Below are 18,487 nucleotides of genomic sequence, written 5' to 3'. Positions count from 1 at the left end.
GTCCGATCAGCATCGCTCAAAGTTTCGCCGAGGATAAGGAAGCCAAATCCATGCAACGTATTGAGTTTCGAAAAGTCATCGACCTCAGCCACATCATCAGCCCGGACATTCCACTTTGGCCTGGCGATCCTCCAGTGACATTCGATGAGGTGGCATCACCGGAAAAGGACGGGTATTACCTGCGGCGTTTCGGCATGGGCGAGCACAGTGCAACCCATATGAACGCGCCGAACACCTTTCACCCCAATGCCATCGGGATTGATGCCTATGAGCCGGCGTCCCTGGTCCGGCCGGCCGTCGTGGTCGATTTACGCATCCAGGCGCGGGACAATCCAGATTATGTGATCTGCATTCAAGACATCGAAAAATGGGAACAGGCTCACGGGCGCATCGATCAGGGCAGCGTCGTGCTTTTTTACACGGGGTGGCAGGCCCTGTGGGACGACCCCAGGCGTTTTATCAATGCGGATGACAAAGGCCCGCACTTTCCCGGCATCGGTGCCGCAACCACCACTTTTCTGCTTGAGCATCGCCGGATAGCTGGCGTTGGTATCGATACCCATGGCGTCGATCCGGGCCAGGACACGGTTTACGCCACCAACAGCCAGATCCTGGCGAATGAGGGCATCGTCCTGGAGTGCCTGACCAACCTCGATCAACTGCCCGCGAAAGGCACGACGCTGGTGATTGGCGTGCTTCGACTGAAGGAAGGTTCGGGTTCTCCTGTTTCCGTAATGGCGTTTGTACCCTGATCCCAGTCAAGCGCAGAACATCGAGGCAAAAAAAAGCCCGATCTCGCTAAAGCGTTCAATCGGGCTGATGCACTCAGGAGCAATAAGTGCAAAGGGAGGTTCGATGCGCAAAACGGTTTGAAGGGAAGCGCCAGGTCACTAGACCACCTGGCGATTACCCGAGGATTAACGGATCAGGCGACCTGGGACAATTTGGCGTTGGCCTGATTCAGGCCCTTCTCCTGGAAATCGCCACCCAGGTTCATGCCTTCGGCATGGATGAAGGTCACGTCGTGGATGCCGATGAAGCCCATGACCTGGCGCAGGTAGGGTTCCTGGTGGTCAGTGCTGCCACCGGCGTGAATGCCGCCCCGGGCGGTGAGCACGAAGGCGCGCTTGTCGGCCAGCAGGCCTTGGGGGCCGGTGGGGGTGTATTTGAATGTCACACCGGCACGCAGCACATGGTCGAGCCACGCCTTCAACGTGCTGGGAATAGCGAAGTTGTACATCGGCGCAGCCATCACCAGTACGTCGGCGGCCAGCAGCTCATCGGTCAGTTGGTTGGAGCGCTCCAGCGAGGCGTTTTCAATGTCGTTGCGCTGCTCGGCAGGCTTCATCCAGCCACCCAGCAGATTGGCATCCAGGTGCGGCACCGGGTTGATGGCCAGGTCGCGAACGCTGATTTCGTCGGCCGGGTGTGCAGCTTTCCACTGGTTGATGAAGGTCTGGGTCAGTTGACGGGACACCGAGTCTTGCTGGCGGGCACTGCTTTCGATGATCAGAACGCGGGACATGGCTTGTAGGCTCCATCTGAGAATGTTGTCAGTCGATGGAGTGAAGGTTAAACGTGAGCATATCGATTAAAAAGCGCAAATAACTGCTGTAAAGCATCGATATTTTCGTTTATAAGCGGAGCAGGCACTGTCGTCTGCCCCGCTGCCAGGCTATTTCGGCTGACAGGTCAGCTTGATGCGCAGCTTGATGATGTTGCGGTTGAACTTGGCCGTGGCGTTCTTGAACTTGCCGGCGGCGACTTCGATCCTGCGGGTGCGCGGTGCCTCGGGGCCATTGTTGAAAACCACCGTGCAGGCCGCGTCGGTGCTGCCGTAATTGTTGACCTGGATGGAGCCGATGTCGGCATCGGTGTCATAGGCGGTGTAGTCGATGCTCAGGCCGTTGAGGTGTTTTTCCACATCGATCGGGTAGGCAAGCGCAGTCAGTGGCAGCAAGGCCAGCACCACACAACAGATTTTCTTCATTCGGCAGTCTCCACCAAGGGACCGCCAGCTTAGGACAAGAGGAGCCCGATATGAAAGCGCCCCGCGTGACCCTGGATCAATGGCGCACCTTGCAGGCAGTGGTCGACCACGGCGGTTTCGCCCAGGCCGCCGACGTGCTGCATCGCTCCCAGTCGTCAGTGAGCTACACCGTGGCCCGCATGCAGGATCAGCTCGGCGTGCCGTTGCTGCGCATCGATGGGCGCAAGGCCGTGTTGACCGAAGCCGGTGGCGTGCTGCTGCGCCGCTCGCGGCAACTGGTGAAACAGGCCAGCCAACTGGAAGACCTGGCCCACCACATGGAGCAAGGCTGGGAAGCGGAAGTGCGCCTGGTGGTCGACGCGGCCTACCCCAACGCCCGCCTTGTCCGCGCCTTGACCGCGTTCATGCCGCAAAGCCGTGGCTGCCGGGTGCGGCTGCGCGAGGAAGTGTTGTCGGGTGTCGAAGAAGTGCTGCTCGAAGGCGTGGCCGACCTGGCCATCAGCGGCTTCAGCATTCCCGGTTACCTGGGCGCGGAATTGAGCGACGTGGAGTTCATCGCGGTGGCCCATCCCGAGCATGCCCTGCACCGCCTCAATCGCGAGCTGAACTTCCAGGACCTGGAAAGCCAGTTGCAAGTGGTCATCCGCGACTCCGGCCGCCAACAGCCACGGGACGTCGGCTGGCTCGGCGCCGAACAGCGCTGGACCGTGGGCAGCCTGGCCACCGCGGCGAGTTTTGTCGGCAGCGGCCTGGGCTTCGCCTGGCTGCCCCGGCACATGATCGAACGGGAACTCAAGGAAGGCGTGCTCAAGCGTCTACCCTTGGAACAGGGAGGCAGCCGCAACTCGACCTTCTATCTTTTTTCAAACAAGGAAAAACCCCTGGGCCCGGCCACGCAAATCCTGATCGAACTGCTGCGCACCTTCGACACCGCGCCGCTGGATGCGCCGTTCGCCGCCCCTGAACAAGCCTGACAAGGATTTCTCCAATGGCCTATTTCGAGCACGAAGGTTGCAACCTGCACTACGAGGAATACGGCCACGGCACGCCCTTGGTGCTGGTCCATGGGCTGGGCTCCAGCACCCGCGACTGGGAAAAACAGATTGCAGCGCTGTCCGCCCGCTACCGCCTGATCGTGATGGATGTGCGCGGCCACGGTCGTTCCGACAAACCCCGCGAGCGCTATAGCATCGCGGGTTTCAGCGCCGACCTGAGCGCCCTGATCGATCACCTGGACCTGGGCCCGGTGCACTTGGTGGGCTGGTCCATGGGCGGCATGATCTGTTTCCAACTGGCGGTGGATGAGCCCGAACGGGTCAGGAACCTGTGCATCGTCAACAGCGCGCCAGAGGTCAAGGTCCGCACGCCTGACGATTGCTGGCAATGGTTCAAGCGCTGGAGCCTGATGCGCCTGCTCAGCCTGGAGACCATCGGCAAGGCCCTGGGCGCCAAGCTGTTCCCCAAACCTGAACAAACCGAGTTACGCCTGGAAATGGCCCGACGCTGGGCAAAGAACGACAAACGTGCTTATCTCGCCAGCTTCGATGCGATCGTAGGCTGGGGCGTTCAGGAACGACTTTCCCAGGTCGCCTGTCCAACCCTCGTCATTTGCGCCGACCACGACTACACCCCGGTGGCGCTGAAAGAAGCCTATGTAAAGCAACTGCCCCATGCACGGCTGGTGGTCATCGCCGATTCACGGCACGCTACCCCGCTGGATCAACCCGAACGCTTCAACCAAACCCTGCTCGACTTTTTGACCGCAACCGATTCCACCACTCAGGATCTCTGACCCCATGCTGAAAAAAATCGCCCTTGCCGCCGGCACCGTACTGTTTGCCGCCAACCTGATGGCCGCTACACCCGCCAAGGCACCGCATGTATTGCTGGACACCACCAACGGCCAGATCGAAATCGAACTGGACCCGGTCAAGGCCCCCATCAGTACCAAGAACTTCCTTGAGTATGTGGACAGTGGTTTCTACGACAACACGATTTTTCACCGCGTGATCCCGGGCTTCATGGCCCAGGGCGGCGGCTTCACCCAGCAGATGCAGCAAAAAGACACCAAGGCACCGATCAAGAACGAAGCCAGCAATGGCCTGCACAACGTTCGCGGCACCTTGTCGATGGCGCGCACCTCCAACCCGGACTCGGCCACCAGCCAGTTCTTCATCAACGTGGCCGACAACGCCTTCCTCGACCCGGGCCGTGACGCCGGCTACGCGGTGTTCGCCAAGGTGGTCAAGGGCATGGACGTGGTGGACATCATCGTCAACTCCCAGACCACCACCAAGCAAGGCATGCAAAACGTGCCGATCGACCCTGTGTTCATCAAGTCGGCCAAGCGCATCGACTGAAGAGGCACATGGCAAGCCTGGGCGGCGCGGTCACCCCGCACCGCCCATTAGCAAAAAGGAGAGCCCCCGCCAGGGCATTTACAAATGGTTTTTCGCCGCTTCGAAACACTGATCGACATCTTCCGCGACGCCCCGAGCTCGGCCCCGCCGAACCGCGTCCTGCCCTTCTACACCTATTACCTGAAACAGGTCTGGCCCAGCTTCGTCGTGCTGCTGGTGGTCGGCCTGATTGGCGCGCTGATCGAAGTGGCGCTGTTCAGCTACCTGAGCCGCATCATCGACCTGACCCAAGGCACGCCCAATGTCGACTTCTTCAAGGTCCATGGCCTGGAGCTGGCCTGGATGGCCGTGGTGGCGCTGGTTTTCCGACCCATCTTCGTGGCCCTGCATGACCTGCTGGTGCACCAGACCCTGAGCCCCGGCATGACCAGCCTGATCCGCTGGCAGAACCACAGCTACGTGCTCAAGCAGAGCCTCAATTTTTTCCAGAACGACTTCGCCGGGCGCATCGCCCAGCGCATCATGCAGACTGGTAACTCCCTGCGCGACTCGGCGGTCCAGGCCGTGGACGCGTTGTGGCACGTGCTGATCTACGCCGTCAGTTCCCTGGTGCTGTTCGCCGAAGCCGACTGGCGCCTGATGATCCCGCTGTTGATGTGGATTGCCGCCTACATCGGCGCACTCTGCTATTTCGTGCCACGGGTCAAGGAGCGCTCGGTGGTGTCCTCCGATGCCCGCTCCAAACTCATGGGGCGGATCGTCGACGGCTACACCAACATCACCACCCTGAAGCTGTTCGCCCATACTCATTTCGAACAGCAATACGCCCGCGAAGCCATCCAGGAGCAGACCGAGAAAGCCCAATTGGCCGGCCGCGTGGTGACCAGCATGGACGTGGTCATCACCGGCATGAACGGGCTGCTGATCGTCGGCACCACCGCGCTGGCCTTGTGGCTGTGGACCCAGTCGCTGATCAGCGTGGGCGCCATTGCCCTGGCGACCGGGCTGGTGATCCGCATCGTCAACATGTCCGGTTGGATCATGTGGGTGGTCAACGGCATTTTCGAAAACATCGGCATGGTCCAGGACGGTCTGGAGACCATCGCCCAACCCGTCAGCGTCACCGACCGCGACCAGGCCAAGCCCCTGGCGGTGGCCCGGGGCGAAGTGCGCTTCGAGCATGTGGATTTCCACTATGGCAAGAAAAGCGGGGTGATCGGCGACCTGAATCTGACCATCAAGCCCGGTGAGAAAATCGGCCTGATCGGCCCGTCCGGCGCGGGTAAGTCCACCTTGGTCAACCTGCTGCTGCGCCTCTATGACGTGCAGGGCGGGCGCATCCTCATCGACGGCCAGGACATTGCCGAAGTCGGCCAGGAAAGCCTGCGTGAGTGCATCGGCATGATCACCCAGGACACTTCGCTGCTGCATCGCTCGATTCGCGACAACCTGCTCTATGGCAAACCCGACGCCACCGATGCGCAACTCTGGGAGGCCGTGCACAAGGCCCGCGCCGATGAGTTCATCCCCTTGCTGTCGGATGCCGAAGGCCGCACCGGCTTCGATGCCCATGTGGGTGAGCGCGGGGTGAAACTGTCCGGTGGCCAGCGCCAGCGCATCGCTATCGCGCGGGTGCTGCTCAAGGACGCGCCGATCCTGATCATGGACGAAGCGACCTCAGCGCTGGACTCGGAAGTCGAGGCGGCGATCCAGGAAAGCCTCGAGACCCTGATGCAAGGCAAGACCGTGATCGCCATCGCCCACCGCCTCTCCACCATAGCCCGGATGGACCGGTTGGTGGTGCTGGAGAATGGCCGCATCGCCGAAACCGGCAGCCATACCGAGTTGCTGGCCCACGGTGGGTTGTATGCACGGCTGTGGCAGCATCAGACGGGTGGGTTCGTGGGGATCGACTGATCTCTATCTGACACAGCCAAACCCCGTGGCGAGGAAGCTTGCTCCCGCTGGGGCGCAAAGCGCCCCCCAAATCTGCGCCCCAATACAATCAATAGGTTGGACACCCAGCCTTATTGGGGCCGCTGCGCAGCCCAGCGGGAGCAAGCTCCCTCGCCACGGGGATCCGGTTTGAATCAGCAATACTGAAAAAATCTGTCCAGGATCCATTTAGTCCACACAGCAAAGACATACTCCCCGCCGACCACGGTCAAAACCGCCACCGTCCATGACGCTGGCGGTTTTTTTGTGCCGCTGGATTTGTCGATAAACCCTGCTGTACTCAGCCCAGGTTCTGGAGATGAACCTGTCGTACTGCTGCAGGATGCATAACCAAATATCACGACTGTTTTATCAAGGATGCTTATGTCTTTACTCAAACGTTCAACGACTGAGTTGTTGGGTACGTTCTGGCTGGTGTTGGGCGGCTGTGGCAGCGCGGTATTGGCAGCCTCCGGGATTGGCGTGCTGGGGGTTGCCCTGGCGTTTGGCCTGACGGTGTTGACCATGGCGTTCGCCATCGGTCATATCTCGGGTTGCCATTTGAACCCTGCCGTTTCGTTGGGCTTGTACGTGGGCGGACGGTTTCCGGCCAGGGAGCTGCCTGCCTACATCATTGCCCAAGTCATAGGGGGGGTGCTGGCCGCTGCGTTGATCTACTTCATCGCCAGTGGCAAGGAAGGCTTCGACCTGGCCGCGTCCGGCCTGGCAGCGAACGGTTACGGCGAGCATTCACCTGGTGGGTATTCAATGCCGGCCGGTTTTGTCACCGAGCTGGTCATGACGGCGATGTTCATCCTGATCATCCTCGGCGCCACCGATAAACGTGCGCCGGCCGGGCTGGCACCGATTGCCATCGGCCTGGCCCTGACGCTCATTCACCTGATCTCGATTCCGGTCACCAACACGTCCGTCAACCCGGCCCGCAGTACCGGTCCGGCGCTGATTGTCGGTGGCTGGGCCATCGAGCAGCTGTGGCTGTTCTGGGTGGCACCGCTGCTGGGTGCCGTCATCGGTGGTGTCTCGTACCGCTGGCTGGGCCAGGAAAACCGCTGAATCACACCCGCGAGGATCAGCACTGCCGATAAGGCAGTGCTGTCTTCGCTTCTTCGGCATACGCCAGCACCCCCTCCTGCTCCCTCATGAGGAAATCCGCCACTGCCGCCTTCAATCCTGGATGGCGCAGGTAATGCCATGAGCGGGTAATCACCGGCTCGAAGCCGCGAATCAATTTGTGCTCACCCTGGGCACCGGCGTCAAAGCGCTGCAAGCCGTGGGCAATCGCGTAGTCCATGCCTTGATAGAAACAGGTCTCGAAGTGCAGCCGGTCAAATTCCGCCAGGCAGCCCCAGTACCGTCCATAGAAACTGTCACCGCCCACCAGGCTGAACGCCATCGCCACCGGCCGTGAACCTTGCTTGGCCAGCACCACGCGAATGGCCTCGGGCATGCGCTCGGCCAGCAGGCTGAAGAATGTCCGGGTCAGGTAGGGCGCCTGCCGTCGTATCGCGTAGGTGTTGGCGTAACAGGCGTAGACAAAATCCCACTGCGCCTCGTCCAACTGATGACCTTCGAGCCATTCGAACGCGATGCCCTGCCCCGCCACTTGTTCGCGTTCCTTGCGCATCTGCTTGCGCTTGCGGGAACTGAGGGCATCGAGAAAATCCTGGAAGTCGCGATAACCGCGATTTTGCCAGTGATACTGGCAGCCGATCCGCTGCAGCCAGCCTTCTTGCCCGGCAAGCGCCGCGTCGGTGAAGGTATCGGTGAAATTGACGTGGGCGCTGGAGAGCCCTTCGATTTCCAGGTATCCGGGCACGCTGCCCAGCAACTCCAGGCCGTCCTCCACCCGCGCCGCCAACAGCCGCGGGCCACTGACCGGACTGAACGGCACCGCCGTCAACAGCTTGGGGTAATAGTCGATGCCAGCGCGGGCGCAAGCGTCGGCCCAGCCGTGGTCGAACACGTATTCACCGTAGGAATGCCACTTGCGGTAACTGGGCAAGGCCGCCAGCAGACGCCCGTCTTCGATGTGCAACAAATGCTCGGCTTGCCAACCCGATTGCGGGCCCAGGCTGGCGCTGTCTTCCAGGGTGCAGAGGAAGGCGTGGCGCAGGAAAGGCTGGTTGGCGGGCACCAACGCGTCCCACTCGTGCGGCGCGATGGCGGACAGGCTGTCCAAGACATGAAGCGGCATGCGATTCCTCGAGAGCCAGACGACGGATGGAGCGAGTATCGCCGATCCTGACCGAACGCACATAAAAAAACCCCGCCAGGGGCGGGGTCGAAAGGAGCGTTAACGGATGAAAGTGCAGCGGTGTATCAAGTCAGCGCGATTCAGAACACGTACTGGGCACGGACTACGAAACCGTCGCCATCGTCATCGCCATTGACGTTGGTGACTTTGTCGGTCTTGGCCTTGACGTAGGCACCGGTGATTTTCACCGCTTCGTTGGCGTACCAGTTCACGCCCAGGTTGTGCACCTTGGCTTCGGCATCGCCCACTTCACGGGTCGCCGAGGCAGTGGTGATGTTGTCGTCTTCGACGGTCATGCTGTCGAAGCGGTAGAACACTTCCCAGGCGCCGATGGATTTGTTCTGAGGCTTGATCGCATCAAACTTGCCGACCTTGTAACCACGGGACTCACCGGTGATGGTGTAGGCACCCTGGACGTAGAAGCCGTGACCTTTGAGGTCTTCGAAGGCGTCGCTGTCAGCCTTGGTCTTGCGGGAGATGTATTCACCCTGGATCGACGCTGGCCCCATGGCGAAAGCGGCTTCCAGGCCGAAGGCGGTGTCGGTGTCGTACGAACCGGCCGGCGAGTTGTTGGCGCCGCCCAGGACCGGACGGTTGCCGTTAGGACCGGCATCGTTGCCGCCCAGGGTTTCAACGCCGCGCATGCCCAAACGGGAGCGATAACGTGCGTCGAACGCGGTGTCCGACACGTCACGGGAGGCCACGTTCAGACCGAAGTGCAGCACGTTGCCAGCTTCGTGCATCGGAGCGAACACGAAGCGACCGTTGACTTGCTTGACGCTGTCGCCGTCGGTGTCGTCGGTGTCCTTGCTGAACACGCCGGCCGAGGCGTAGAACGAATCGGCGAAGGTGCTGGAAGCCTGGATACCCAGGCCGTTCTGGTGGCCGTTGGCCCAGTCGATCAGGTCGTAGGCAGCGTTACGCTCAGGCGCGGTCACCCACTTGGAACTGGTGGCTTTTTCCAGACCGAAGTCGGGGTCGAAGCGACCGACCTTGATCGACACCGGCTTGAAGCCGTTGTAGGCCAGGGACGCTTCGTCGAAGTAGCCGTTATCGGAGTCGCCACTGTTGTGGGACATGTCGTAGTTGATGGTGTAGGCCCAATCCGTGTACAGCACGCCGGACAATTCCAGGAAGGCGCGGCGGATGTAAGCGGCATCGGCCGATTTGCCGTTGTCGGTGTAGATACCGTCGAACTGGCTGTAGTCAGCCTGCACACGACCACCGAGCTTGAAGCTGAACTCTTTGTCAGTGGTAGCGACCTCAAGGCCGCCCTTGGTTTTGACCACGATATCGGCGCCATCGGTGGTGACGGTGCCGGCGAAAGCCTGGGCGGTTACTGCCATTGCCAGTGCGCTGGCGGCAACACCTGCGAAGTGCTTACGGATCATCGAAGAATTCCCCTGTTGGTAGTCTATGCGTTAGAAAACACGCGGAACTGGGCCCGCTGGTGTTGGGAGGGGATCTTGGCGGCCGGTTGTGTCAGGCGAGTTGCTATCACATAAAGATTTTATGACAGCGGAACTTTTTACTTCGAATAGGAATAACCGGAAAGCCCTGTGGGAGCGAGCTTGCTCGCGATCGCGATGGTTCAGTCTGAAGTGATTAGACTGATACACCGCTATCGCGAGCAAGCTCGCTCCCACCGGGGTCGGGTGGTGTCTTGAGTTTTAGTGGATGTCTTTGCGACGCTCGGCGGCGAGTTTCTCGGCCAAGTGATCCAGGTCGGGAATCGGTGGTTGCGGCAGTTTTCTGAGGGTCGCCTGCATCAGGCGCATCTGGCGGATGAAGCGTCGGCAATTGGGGCAGAACATCAGGTGATGACGCACCATCAGGCGTTCACGAAAGCTCAATTGCCCGTCGAGGTAGTCGCTGGAGCGCGCTACTTGTTCCTTGCAGGTCAGCATTCGCCGGTTTCCTCGAAATGTTCAACAGTCGCGAAGACCTTCAGTCGGGCGCGATGCAACAGTACGCGTACATTGGAGAGCGAAATGCCCAGCAGGTTACAGATTTCGTCCAGCTCCATGCCCTGTTGTTCCCGCAGGGTCAGCACGCTGCCTTGCAGTTCCGACAGGCTGAGCAATGTGTGCTCCAGGCAATCACGCAACTCACGCTCGGTGAGCAATGCTTCGGGCGTGTCCTGGTGCCAGGCGAACGGCGCCAGCAGCCAATGGCCATCAGCGGCGAAACGGTCATCGCCGAGCGTGCCATGGGGGGCCGGAAGGTCATCGAGCAACACCTCTCGCCGGTTCTGCTTGTAGCGTCCCTTGGCGGCGTTGGCCGTGATGGTCAACAGCCAGGTCTTGAGACTGGAACGACCTTGGAAGCCACTGAGATTGCGCACCACCGACAGCCAGGCGTCCTGCACCACTTCGTCGGCATGGCGACTGCCGACGATGGCATAGGCCACGGCCCGCATCGGGCTCTGGTAGGCGCTGACCAGCTCCTTGTAGGCCTGCTGCTCACCGGCCAGGAGGCGTTGGAGCAGGAGGGTGTCGTCGGTGACCGTCATTCAATGCCCCAAATGCCAGGGAGACTTGATGATGCCTTTGTGGCGAGGGAGCTTGCTCCCGCTGGGCCGCGAAGCAGCTCCAAGAGCTTGCGGTTGCTGCGCAACCGAGCGGGAGCAAGCTCCCTCGCCACAAAAGCGCCCGTGCCACAAAAAGCCGGGCCTGGCCGGATCAATGCTTGCGCAAAATCACGCTGCCAATCGAATAACCGGCGCCGAACGAGCTGAGCACGGCGACCGAGCCGCTGGGCAGATCATCCTGGTATTTGTGAAAGGCAATCACCGAACCGGCGGAACTGGTATTGGCGTAACGGTCGAGGATCACCGGGGCTTCCGCTTCGGTGGCTTCGCGTCCCAGCAGTTTGCGCACGATCAGGTGATTCATGCTCAGGTTGGCCTGGTGCAGCCAGAAGCGCTTCACGTCGCCAACGTTCAGCTGGTTTTCTTCCAGGTGGGCACCGATCAGTTCGGCCACCATCGGGCAGACGTCGCGGAACACCTTGCGGCCTTCCTGGACGAACAGCTTGTCGCGGCTGCCGATGCCCTCTTCCGCGGCGCGGTTGAGGAAACCGAAGTTGTTGCGGATGTTGTTGGAGAACTTGGTGAGCAGCTTGGTGCTGACCACGTCGAACTGGTACGGCGAAGTCGCCAGGTCCGCCCGCTCGATGATCACGGCAGTGGCCGCGTCGCCGAAGATGAAGTGGCTGTCGCGGTCGCGGAAGTTCAGGTGGCCGGTGCACACTTCCGGGTTGACCATCAGGATCGCCCGGGCCTGACCCAGTTGCACGCTGTTGGCCGCGGCCTGGATGCCGAAGGTCGCCGAGGAACAGGCCACGTTCATGTCGAAACCGAAACCTTCGATGCCCAGGGCTTCCTGGACTTCGATGGCGATGGCCGGGTACGCACGCTGCAGGTTGGAGCAGGCGACGATCACCCCGTCGATGTCGGCGACGGTGCGGCCGGCGCGCTCCAGGGCCTGTTTCGCGGCGCCGACGGCCATTTCGCAGAGCACCGACCACTCGTCGTTGGAGCGCTCGGGCAGGCGTGGGGTCATGCGTTGCGGATCGAGAATGCCGTCCTTGTCCATGACAAAGCGGCTCTTGATGCCCGAGGCCTTTTCGATGAACGCGGCGTTGGATTCGGTCAATGCCTCGACTTCACCGCGCTCGATGGCATCGGCGTTGTCGGCGTTGAATTGCGCGACATAGGTATTGAAAGATTGCACCAGCTCTTCGTTGGAGATGCTGTTGGCCGGGGTGTACAGGCCGGTGCCGCTGATGACGACGTTATGCATGGGTCGTGTCTCTGATCTGTTCAGGCAGAAAGTATTGGCACCGACGTACCAATACACAAAGGGACTTTTCCCATCCGGGGAAGCAGCCCTGGCATCGCTTTATTCCGGATCCGCCCGTGGCATTGAAGCTCAAAACCACGGGACCGGCATTTATAGGCGCGAAGTTTGCCATAAACGCTGGGGTTTGGCCCATTCTCCATTCACTGCAACACCCTACCCTGTGGGAGCGAGCTTGCTCGCTCCCACAGGGGATATGTGGTGTTACCCAATCTGTCTGATCAACCCTCCACCAACCCCCACTGCTTGCCCAGGCGCTTATCGGAAATCGGCACCTTGGTGCCCAGTTGCTGGGCGAACAGCGACACCCGGTATTCCTCCAGCCACCAGCGGTACAGCTCCAGTTGCGGGTCGCGCTTGCCTTCCTGGGCGTGCTTGCTGGCGCGGGCCTGGTATTGGGCCCAGAGGTTCGACAGTTCGCCGCTCCAGACCCGGTCTTTCTGCACCTGGCTGCCCAGCTTCTCGAAGCGCTGCTCGATGGCCTTGAGGTAGCGCGGCAGTTCCTTGAGCCACTGATGCGGGGTTTCCCGCACGAAGCCCGGGTACACCAGGTGGCTGAGTTGCTGCTTGATGTCGTTCAGCGCCACGGCCTGGGCCAGGTCGATCTTGCCCTTGAAGCGTTTTTGCAGGCCGTGCCAGAGCTTGAGGATGTCCAGGGTCAGCCTCGCCAGGCGTTCGGCGTGTTCGGTCCAGCCGCCGCGCTTGCGCTCGGCCAGGGCGGCCAAGGCAGCACCGTCACGGGGCAGGCTCGCTTCACCTTCGAGTACGCAGCTGTCGAGGCTGGCGAGCAGGATGTCTTCCACCAGGCCGTCGATGCGGCCCAAGTCGCGGTACAGCAGGCCCAGTTCCGTCAGCCCCGGCAGCTTGCCGCGCAGGAACTTCGCCGATTCGGCCAATTGCTGCATGAGCAAGCGCTGCAAGGCGCGGCGATGCTGGAATTCGGCTTCGGCCGGGGTCGGGAAACGTCCTTCCTTGACCACGCCGCCCTCTTCCACCAGCGCCGGATAGACCGTCATCGACAGCCCGGCGATCTTCTGCTGGGTTTTTTCGGCCACCGGCGCGAAGACTTTCGCCTCTACCGGTGCCTGGCTTTTCGCCGTTTGCGGCACGGCCAATGCCGCCTGGCTGGCTTCGGCAAAGCGTGCCGTCAACTCGGCCAGGTCGCGGCCCTCGCCGAGGAACTTGCCCTGGCCGTCGACGATTTCCAGGTTCATGCGCAGATGGCTTTCCACCTGTTGGGCCGCCTCGGCCCAGGCTTCGTCGCTGACCCGCGCACCGGTCATGCGCAGCAGTTCGCGGCCCAGGGATTGCGGCAACGAGCCCTCAGCGAAGGTGATGCGTTGCAGCGCCGCCTTGACGAAATCCGGTACCGGCACGAAGTTCTTGCGCAAGGCCTTGGGCAGGTTGCGCACCAGGGCGATGCACTTGGCCTCGATCATCCCCGGCACCAGCCATTCCAGGCGTTCCGGCGGCAGCATTGGCAGCAGCGGCGCCGGTACCCGCAACGTCACCCCGTCGCGAGGGTGGTTGGGCTCGAAGTGATAGCTCAGCGGCAAGGTCAGGTCACCGACGCGCAAGGTGTCGGGGTACTGCGTGGCGGTGACCTCGCTGGCTTCGCGGGCCAGCACGTCTTCCTCGCGCATGATCAGCAATTGCGGGTCTTTCTGGCTGTTGATCCGGTACCAGCTGTCGAACGTCGCGGTCTGATGGATCTCCGCCGGCAAACGCGCGTCGTAGAACGCAAACAGGGTTTCCTCGTCCGCCAGGATGTCGCGGCGGCGGGCCTTGGCTTCCAGTTCGTCGAGTTGCTCCAGCAAGCGGGTATTGGCGCCCAGGCACTTGGCCTTGGACTGGATCTCGCCGCGCACCAGCGCCTCGCGGATGAACAGCTCCCGCGACACCACCGGGTCCACCGGCCCGTAGTGCACCGGCCGCCGACCGACGACGATGAGCCCGAACAGGGTGATCTGCTCATAGGCCACCACTTGCCCGCGCTTCTTCTCCCAATGGGGTTCGAAGTGGTTTTTCTTGATCAGGTGCCCGGCCAGCGGTTCGATCCAGTCCGGTTCAATCTTGGCCACCATGCGCGCGTAGAGCTTGGTGGTTTCCACCAGCTCGGCGGTCATCAGCCACTGCGGGCGCTTCTTGCCCAGGCCCGACGAGGGGTGGACCCAGAACCGCCGCTGACGGGCGCCGAGGTAATCGCCGTCTTCGGTTTTCTGGCCGATCTGACTGAGCAGACCCGAGAGCACCGCTTTGTGCAGCTTCGGGTAGTCGGCCGGGTCTTTGTTGAGGCTCAACTGCATGTCGCGGCAGATCAAGCTCAACTGGCGATGGGAATCGCGCCACTCGCGCAGGCGCAGGTAGTTGAGGAAATTCTTGCGGCACCAGTTGCGCAACGGGCTGGCGGTCAGGGCCTGGCGCTGCTCTTCGAAACCGCGCCACAAATTGACCAGCCCGGCGAAGTCCGAGTCCGCATCCTTCCATTGAGCGTGGGCCTGGTCGGCCGCTTGCTGGCGTTCCGGCGGACGCTCGCGCGGGTCCTGGATCGACATGGCGCTGGCGACGATCAACACTTCCTGCAAACTGCCCAGCTTCGCCGCTTCCAGCAGCATACGACCCATGCGCGGGTCCACCGGCAGGCGCGCCAACTGCCGACCCAACGGCGTCAACTGGCTGTTGCGGTCCACCGCCGAGAGTTCTTGCAGCAGGTTGAAACCGTCGCTGATGGCCTTGCCATCCGGCGGCTCGATGAACGGGAAATCGGTGATCTCGCCAAGGCGCAGGTGCAGCATCTGCAGGATCACCGCCGCCAGGTTGGTGCGCAGGATCTCCGGGTCAGTGAACTCCGGCCGCCCAAGAAAATCCTCCTCGCTGTACAGCCGCACGCAAATCCCCGGCTCCACCCGTCCGCAGCGGCCCTTGCGCTGGTTGGCGCTGGCCTGGGAAATGGCCTCGATGGGCAGGCGCTGGACCTTGGCCCGATAGCTGTAGCGACTGATGCGTGCGGTACCGCTGTCGATCACGTAGCGGATTCCCGGCACGGTGAGCGAGGTTTCAGCGACGTTGGTCGCCAGCACCACCCGACGGCCCGGGTGGGATTGGAAGATCCGTTGTTGCTCGGCCGGGGACAATCGCGCATATAACGGCAAGATCTCGGTGTGCTTGAGCTGGGCCTTGCGCAGCATTTCCGCCGCGTCGCGAATCTCCCGCTCCCCCGGCAGGAACACCAGCACATCCCCGGGGCTGCGGCGCTCGCTGCGCTCGTAGGCGGCGATTTCATCGAGGGTGGCGAGGATCGCCTGGTCGACGGTCAAGTCGTCCTCGACCCGGTTGCCCTCCTCGTCCTGCTCCAGGGTCAACGGGCGATACCAGGTCTCCACCGGGAAGGTGCGACCGGAGACTTCGACGATCGGCGCGTCATCGAAGTGCTTGGAGAAACGCTCCAGGTCGATGGTCGCCGAGGTGATGATGACTTTCAGGTCCGGGCGACGCGGCAGCAGGGTCTTGAGGTAGCCGAGCAGGAAGTCGATGTTCAGGCTGCGTTCGTGGGCTTCGTCGACAATGATCGTGTCGTAGCGCTCGAGGTAGCGGTCATTCTGGGTCTCGGCCAGCAGGATGCCGTCGGTCATCAGCTTGATCAGGGTGTTGGCGTCGCTCTGGTCTTCAAAGCGCACCTGATAACCCACCAGCGCCCCCAGCGGCGTGGCCAGCTCCTCGGCCACCCGACTTGCGACGCTGCGGGCGGCGATCCGGCGCGGTTGGGTGTGGCCGATCAAGCCATGCTGGCCGCGACCGATTTCCAGGCAGATCTTCGGCAATTGCGTGGTTTTGCCCGAGCCGGTCTCGCCAGCGATGATCAGCACCTGGTGCTTGAGCAGCGCCTCCTTGATTTCGTCGCGCTTGGCGGCGATCGGCAGGTTATCGTCGTAGCGGATCACCGGCAGGCTCGCCTTGCGCGCCAGCACCTGGTCGCACGACGCCTGCATGCGCGTCACCCACTGGGCCAGCTTGGCCTCGTCGGGCTTCTTGCGCAGCTCGAGCAACTGCCGCCGCAACCGGTGACGGTCGGCGAGCATGGCGTGGTCGAGGTTTTTCAGCAGCTTGTCGATAGCGGGGGCTTGGTCAGTCATCAGGTACGCAAGGTCTTAAGGAGGATGGAACCGGCAAATATTTACAACATGAAGTGAATATATGAGACAACATTACCACTTACAATGCGAGAAGCTCCTGCTCCAATCGCTTTATCCCTTGAATCAAATTTCGAAAACTATCAGAACGAACATTATCAACTGTCAAATGACGCCCTATTTCTCGAGAGCCACTGATTTTCTCATATCGCTGCTTACTTAAAATTTTCAATTCATGGCTAGGAGACACCAGATTATCAGGATTTCGAAATTTAGCGACTTGCTGTTTCACACCCAACCCTTTTATATCAAGAGCTTTCTCTACTGCTTTTAGATCAGCAAGATAGAAAGTTTCCAATTCACGGCAAGCCAATCGAACCAAGCTAACATCTCCCCTGCCTGACTCTCGACACTTCGCAATCAGCCTGGATTTCAAAGTCACGCAGTTCGGATCACTGTCCTGATCTCGCATTACAATAAATCGGGCTTCAGCATTCAAATACCCTCTCATACGCATCGTCATACGTTTTTCTAGATCTTGCTTGCCCTCGAATGCGATCAGCTTAAATCCAATTTGTTCATCTAGCATCCTGGGTAGCAGGCTTTCTAGCATCACCTTAGCAGAACGCTCTTCCAGCAAAAAAACCAGCTCTTTTCTCATTGAGGATCAGCTCCCTCAAAAAATCCCTGCTTCCACAAGTAGCCTAACTGATCTCCTTCAGCCATATAGGCAACAATTTGAGGATCATCCTTAGCTCGCCGAACTTCGGTTCCGCCTTCCTTCTTAACCAGCCAGCAGACCTCGTCAAGCTCAGCAGCATTCAAGAAATCTGGTGAATGTGTTGAAACTAGGACCTGCCCACCACGTAAGGCGTAAGCACGAAACTCTTCTGCCAGTTCCTGCATTAACGTTGGATAAAGCTGGTTCTCCGGTTCCTCAACACACAACAAAGGATGGGGCGCAGGGTCGTGCAGGAGCACCATGTAAGCGAACATCTTGATGGTTCCGTCCGAAACATAACGATCTAAAAATGGAGTTTTAAAAGCCCCATCCTGAAATCGTAGAGTTAAATATCCATCGGCGGTCAATAGCGGCTCAATAGTCTTTACCCCAGGGACTCTTTTCGACATCGTATTCAGAATTTTCTTAAACTGCTCGGGATGCTGCTCAAACATATACCGAGCAACCAACGGCAAATTATCCCCAGACTCAGATAGATGCTCCGAATCTCCCGACGGCTCTTTCCGTCCCCGAGCAGAGTTAATATGAAAATCCGAAACATGCCATTGCTCAATCAACTGACGAAAAGCATTTGCCGCCTTAAATCGCTCAAACTGCCCCAATCCTTTAATAGCCAAGGTATCAGAAGCGACCGATTGATATTCACGATCAAGATCCTCATCAGAACGTTGAAATTCTTCCTCGTTAGTAATAGCAAATCCTTGACCATTTTCAAAGTCCAGAAAACGATAAGGACTACCATAACGCCCTCGCTTATAACGAAGTATTTCTCTTTTCACATAAGGAATATTATTTTTTTCGCCTATTTCCAGAGAATACGTAACCAAACGATTCACGCCAGCAATAGGCATACGGTACTGAATCTCTATTAAAATTGTGTCACCATCGCTATCCCTACTAATAACTTCTCGAAATCGACCGCGACTATCTAATGCCTGTCTAACATTCCCCTTCAAACAATCATGCAGAAAACCGAAGACATCAAAAAGAGAGGTCTTCCCAGCACCATTTGCCCCTACCACAATTAAAAAAGGTGGGATATCTTTCAAATGCACATCACGAAAAACTTTAAAATTCTTTAACCTAATTGACTCAATCTTCATAGGTACCTCAAACTTTTGCATTGCCGCCTGATTAGCTGGGGCATTGTCACAGACCATTCAAATAATTGCTATTTTTCACTGAGAGACCTTAT

Annotated in this window: 16 protein-coding genes; 6 read left to right on the top strand and 10 right to left on the bottom strand. The window is 59.8% G+C overall.

What is annotated here, in order from left to right:
- The first annotated feature begins 50 nt into the window (after positions 1-50).
- Complete coding sequence (locus AC515T_RS07620) at positions 51-752, top strand: cyclase family protein (RefSeq protein ID WP_496532012.1); 702 nt, start codon at positions 51-53, stop codon at positions 750-752.
- A gap of 173 nt (positions 753-925) precedes the next feature.
- On the opposite strand, the gene AC515T_RS07615 is transcribed toward AC515T_RS07620, so the two are convergent.
- Positions 926-1,525, bottom strand: coding sequence for an FMN-dependent NADH-azoreductase (locus AC515T_RS07615; RefSeq protein ID WP_305491874.1), 600 nt, complete (start codon positions 1,523-1,525; stop codon positions 926-928).
- A 150-nt stretch (positions 1,526-1,675) separates the two neighbouring features.
- Positions 1,676-1,990 carry a 3-phosphoglycerate kinase gene (locus AC515T_RS07610; RefSeq protein ID WP_496532011.1) on the bottom strand — a complete coding sequence of 105 codons (315 nt, stop codon included), beginning with the start codon at positions 1,988-1,990 and terminating at the stop codon, positions 1,676-1,678.
- A gap of 50 nt (positions 1,991-2,040) precedes the next feature.
- Between AC515T_RS07610 and AC515T_RS07605 the strand changes: the two genes are divergently transcribed.
- From AC515T_RS07605 to aqpZ, 5 genes are all read left to right on the top strand, one after another.
- The gene (locus AC515T_RS07605) at positions 2,041-2,964 is read left to right on the top strand and encodes a PA3225 family LysR-type transcriptional regulator (RefSeq protein WP_053120154.1); all 924 of its coding nucleotides are present in this window, start codon (positions 2,041-2,043) and stop codon (positions 2,962-2,964) included.
- A gap of 14 nt (positions 2,965-2,978) precedes the next feature.
- On the top strand, positions 2,979-3,782 hold the full coding sequence (locus tag AC515T_RS07600) for an alpha/beta fold hydrolase (protein ID WP_496532010.1): 804 nt from the start codon (positions 2,979-2,981) through the stop codon (positions 3,780-3,782).
- Between the two features lie 4 nt (positions 3,783-3,786).
- A complete protein-coding gene (locus AC515T_RS07595) occupies positions 3,787-4,350 on the top strand; it encodes a peptidylprolyl isomerase (protein WP_496532009.1) in 564 nt (187 codons plus the stop codon).
- Between the two features lie 84 nt (positions 4,351-4,434).
- A complete protein-coding gene (locus AC515T_RS07590) occupies positions 4,435-6,267 on the top strand; it encodes an ABC transporter ATP-binding protein (RefSeq protein WP_496532008.1) in 1,833 nt (610 codons plus the stop codon).
- A 402-nt stretch (positions 6,268-6,669) separates the two neighbouring features.
- Entirely contained in the window at positions 6,670-7,359 is a 690-nt protein-coding gene (gene aqpZ, locus AC515T_RS07585; protein WP_305470179.1) for an aquaporin Z, read from the top strand.
- A 16-nt stretch (positions 7,360-7,375) separates the two neighbouring features.
- Here aqpZ and AC515T_RS07580 read toward each other — a convergent pair whose 3' ends face one another.
- From AC515T_RS07580 to AC515T_RS07545, 8 genes are all read right to left on the bottom strand, one after another.
- Positions 7,376-8,500, bottom strand: a complete 1,125-nt coding sequence (locus AC515T_RS07580) for a GNAT family N-acetyltransferase (protein WP_496532007.1) — start codon at positions 8,498-8,500, stop codon at positions 7,376-7,378.
- Between the two features lie 140 nt (positions 8,501-8,640).
- Positions 8,641-9,951, bottom strand: a complete 1,311-nt coding sequence (locus AC515T_RS07575) for an OprO/OprP family phosphate-selective porin (RefSeq protein WP_496532006.1) — start codon at positions 9,949-9,951, stop codon at positions 8,641-8,643.
- A 279-nt stretch (positions 9,952-10,230) separates the two neighbouring features.
- On the bottom strand, positions 10,231-10,467 hold the full coding sequence (locus AC515T_RS07570) for an anti-sigma factor family protein (protein WP_496532005.1): 237 nt from the start codon (positions 10,465-10,467) through the stop codon (positions 10,231-10,233).
- The gene (locus AC515T_RS07565; protein WP_496532004.1) at positions 10,461-11,072 is read right to left on the bottom strand and encodes an RNA polymerase sigma factor; all 612 of its coding nucleotides are present in this window, start codon (positions 11,070-11,072) and stop codon (positions 10,461-10,463) included. Before AC515T_RS07565 ends, AC515T_RS07570 begins: the two co-directional genes overlap by 7 nt.
- Before the next feature lie 169 nt (positions 11,073-11,241).
- Positions 11,242-12,363 carry a beta-ketoacyl-ACP synthase III gene (locus AC515T_RS07560; RefSeq protein WP_496532003.1) on the bottom strand — a complete coding sequence of 374 codons (1,122 nt, stop codon included), beginning with the start codon at positions 12,361-12,363 and terminating at the stop codon, positions 11,242-11,244.
- Positions 12,364-12,641: 278 nt separating this feature from the next.
- Positions 12,642-16,553 carry an ATP-dependent RNA helicase HrpA gene (gene hrpA, locus AC515T_RS07555; RefSeq protein ID WP_496532002.1) on the bottom strand — a complete coding sequence of 1,304 codons (3,912 nt, stop codon included), beginning with the start codon at positions 16,551-16,553 and terminating at the stop codon, positions 12,642-12,644.
- 79 nt (positions 16,554-16,632) lie between these two features.
- Positions 16,633-17,211, bottom strand: coding sequence for a DUF4276 family protein (locus AC515T_RS07550; RefSeq protein WP_496532001.1), 579 nt, complete (start codon positions 17,209-17,211; stop codon positions 16,633-16,635).
- Positions 17,208-18,395: an AAA family ATPase gene (locus tag AC515T_RS07545; protein ID WP_496532000.1), complete on the bottom strand. Its 1,188-nt coding sequence runs from the start codon at positions 18,393-18,395 to the stop codon at positions 17,208-17,210. The genes AC515T_RS07550 and AC515T_RS07545 overlap by 4 nt, the downstream gene beginning before the upstream one ends.
- Between the last annotated feature and the right edge of the window lie 92 nt (positions 18,396-18,487).

The sequence above is a fragment of the Pseudomonas sp. FSO-7 genome (assembly GCF_059579345.1).
This window is presented reverse-complemented; position numbering and strand designations above follow the sequence as displayed.

Bases quoted from the DNA above. Each gene is read 5' to 3' on its own strand.
- AC515T_RS07620 (WP_496532012.1), top strand. From the start codon at position 51: ATGCAACGTATTGAGTTTCGAAAAGTCATCGACCTCAGCCACATCATC.
- AC515T_RS07615 (WP_305491874.1), bottom strand. From the start codon at position 1,525: ATGTCCCGCGTTCTGATCATCGAAAGCAGTGCCCGCCAGCAAGACTCG.
- AC515T_RS07610 (WP_496532011.1), bottom strand. From the start codon at position 1,990: ATGAAGAAAATCTGTTGTGTGGTGCTGGCCTTGCTGCCACTGACTGCG.
- AC515T_RS07605 (WP_053120154.1), top strand. From the start codon at position 2,041: ATGAAAGCGCCCCGCGTGACCCTGGATCAATGGCGCACCTTGCAGGCA.
- AC515T_RS07600 (WP_496532010.1), top strand. From the start codon at position 2,979: ATGGCCTATTTCGAGCACGAAGGTTGCAACCTGCACTACGAGGAATAC.
- AC515T_RS07595 (WP_496532009.1), top strand. From the start codon at position 3,787: ATGCTGAAAAAAATCGCCCTTGCCGCCGGCACCGTACTGTTTGCCGCC.
- AC515T_RS07590 (WP_496532008.1), top strand. From the start codon at position 4,435: ATGGTTTTTCGCCGCTTCGAAACACTGATCGACATCTTCCGCGACGCC.
- aqpZ (WP_305470179.1), top strand. From the start codon at position 6,670: ATGTCTTTACTCAAACGTTCAACGACTGAGTTGTTGGGTACGTTCTGG.
- AC515T_RS07580 (WP_496532007.1), bottom strand. From the start codon at position 8,500: ATGCCGCTTCATGTCTTGGACAGCCTGTCCGCCATCGCGCCGCACGAG.
- AC515T_RS07575 (WP_496532006.1), bottom strand. From the start codon at position 9,951: ATGATCCGTAAGCACTTCGCAGGTGTTGCCGCCAGCGCACTGGCAATG.
- AC515T_RS07570 (WP_496532005.1), bottom strand. From the start codon at position 10,467: ATGCTGACCTGCAAGGAACAAGTAGCGCGCTCCAGCGACTACCTCGAC.
- AC515T_RS07565 (WP_496532004.1), bottom strand. From the start codon at position 11,072: ATGACGGTCACCGACGACACCCTCCTGCTCCAACGCCTCCTGGCCGGT.
- AC515T_RS07560 (WP_496532003.1), bottom strand. From the start codon at position 12,363: ATGCATAACGTCGTCATCAGCGGCACCGGCCTGTACACCCCGGCCAAC.
- hrpA (WP_496532002.1), bottom strand. From the start codon at position 16,553: ATGACTGACCAAGCCCCCGCTATCGACAAGCTGCTGAAAAACCTCGAC.
- AC515T_RS07550 (WP_496532001.1), bottom strand. From the start codon at position 17,211: ATGAGAAAAGAGCTGGTTTTTTTGCTGGAAGAGCGTTCTGCTAAGGTG.
- AC515T_RS07545 (WP_496532000.1), bottom strand. From the start codon at position 18,395: ATGAAGATTGAGTCAATTAGGTTAAAGAATTTTAAAGTTTTTCGTGAT.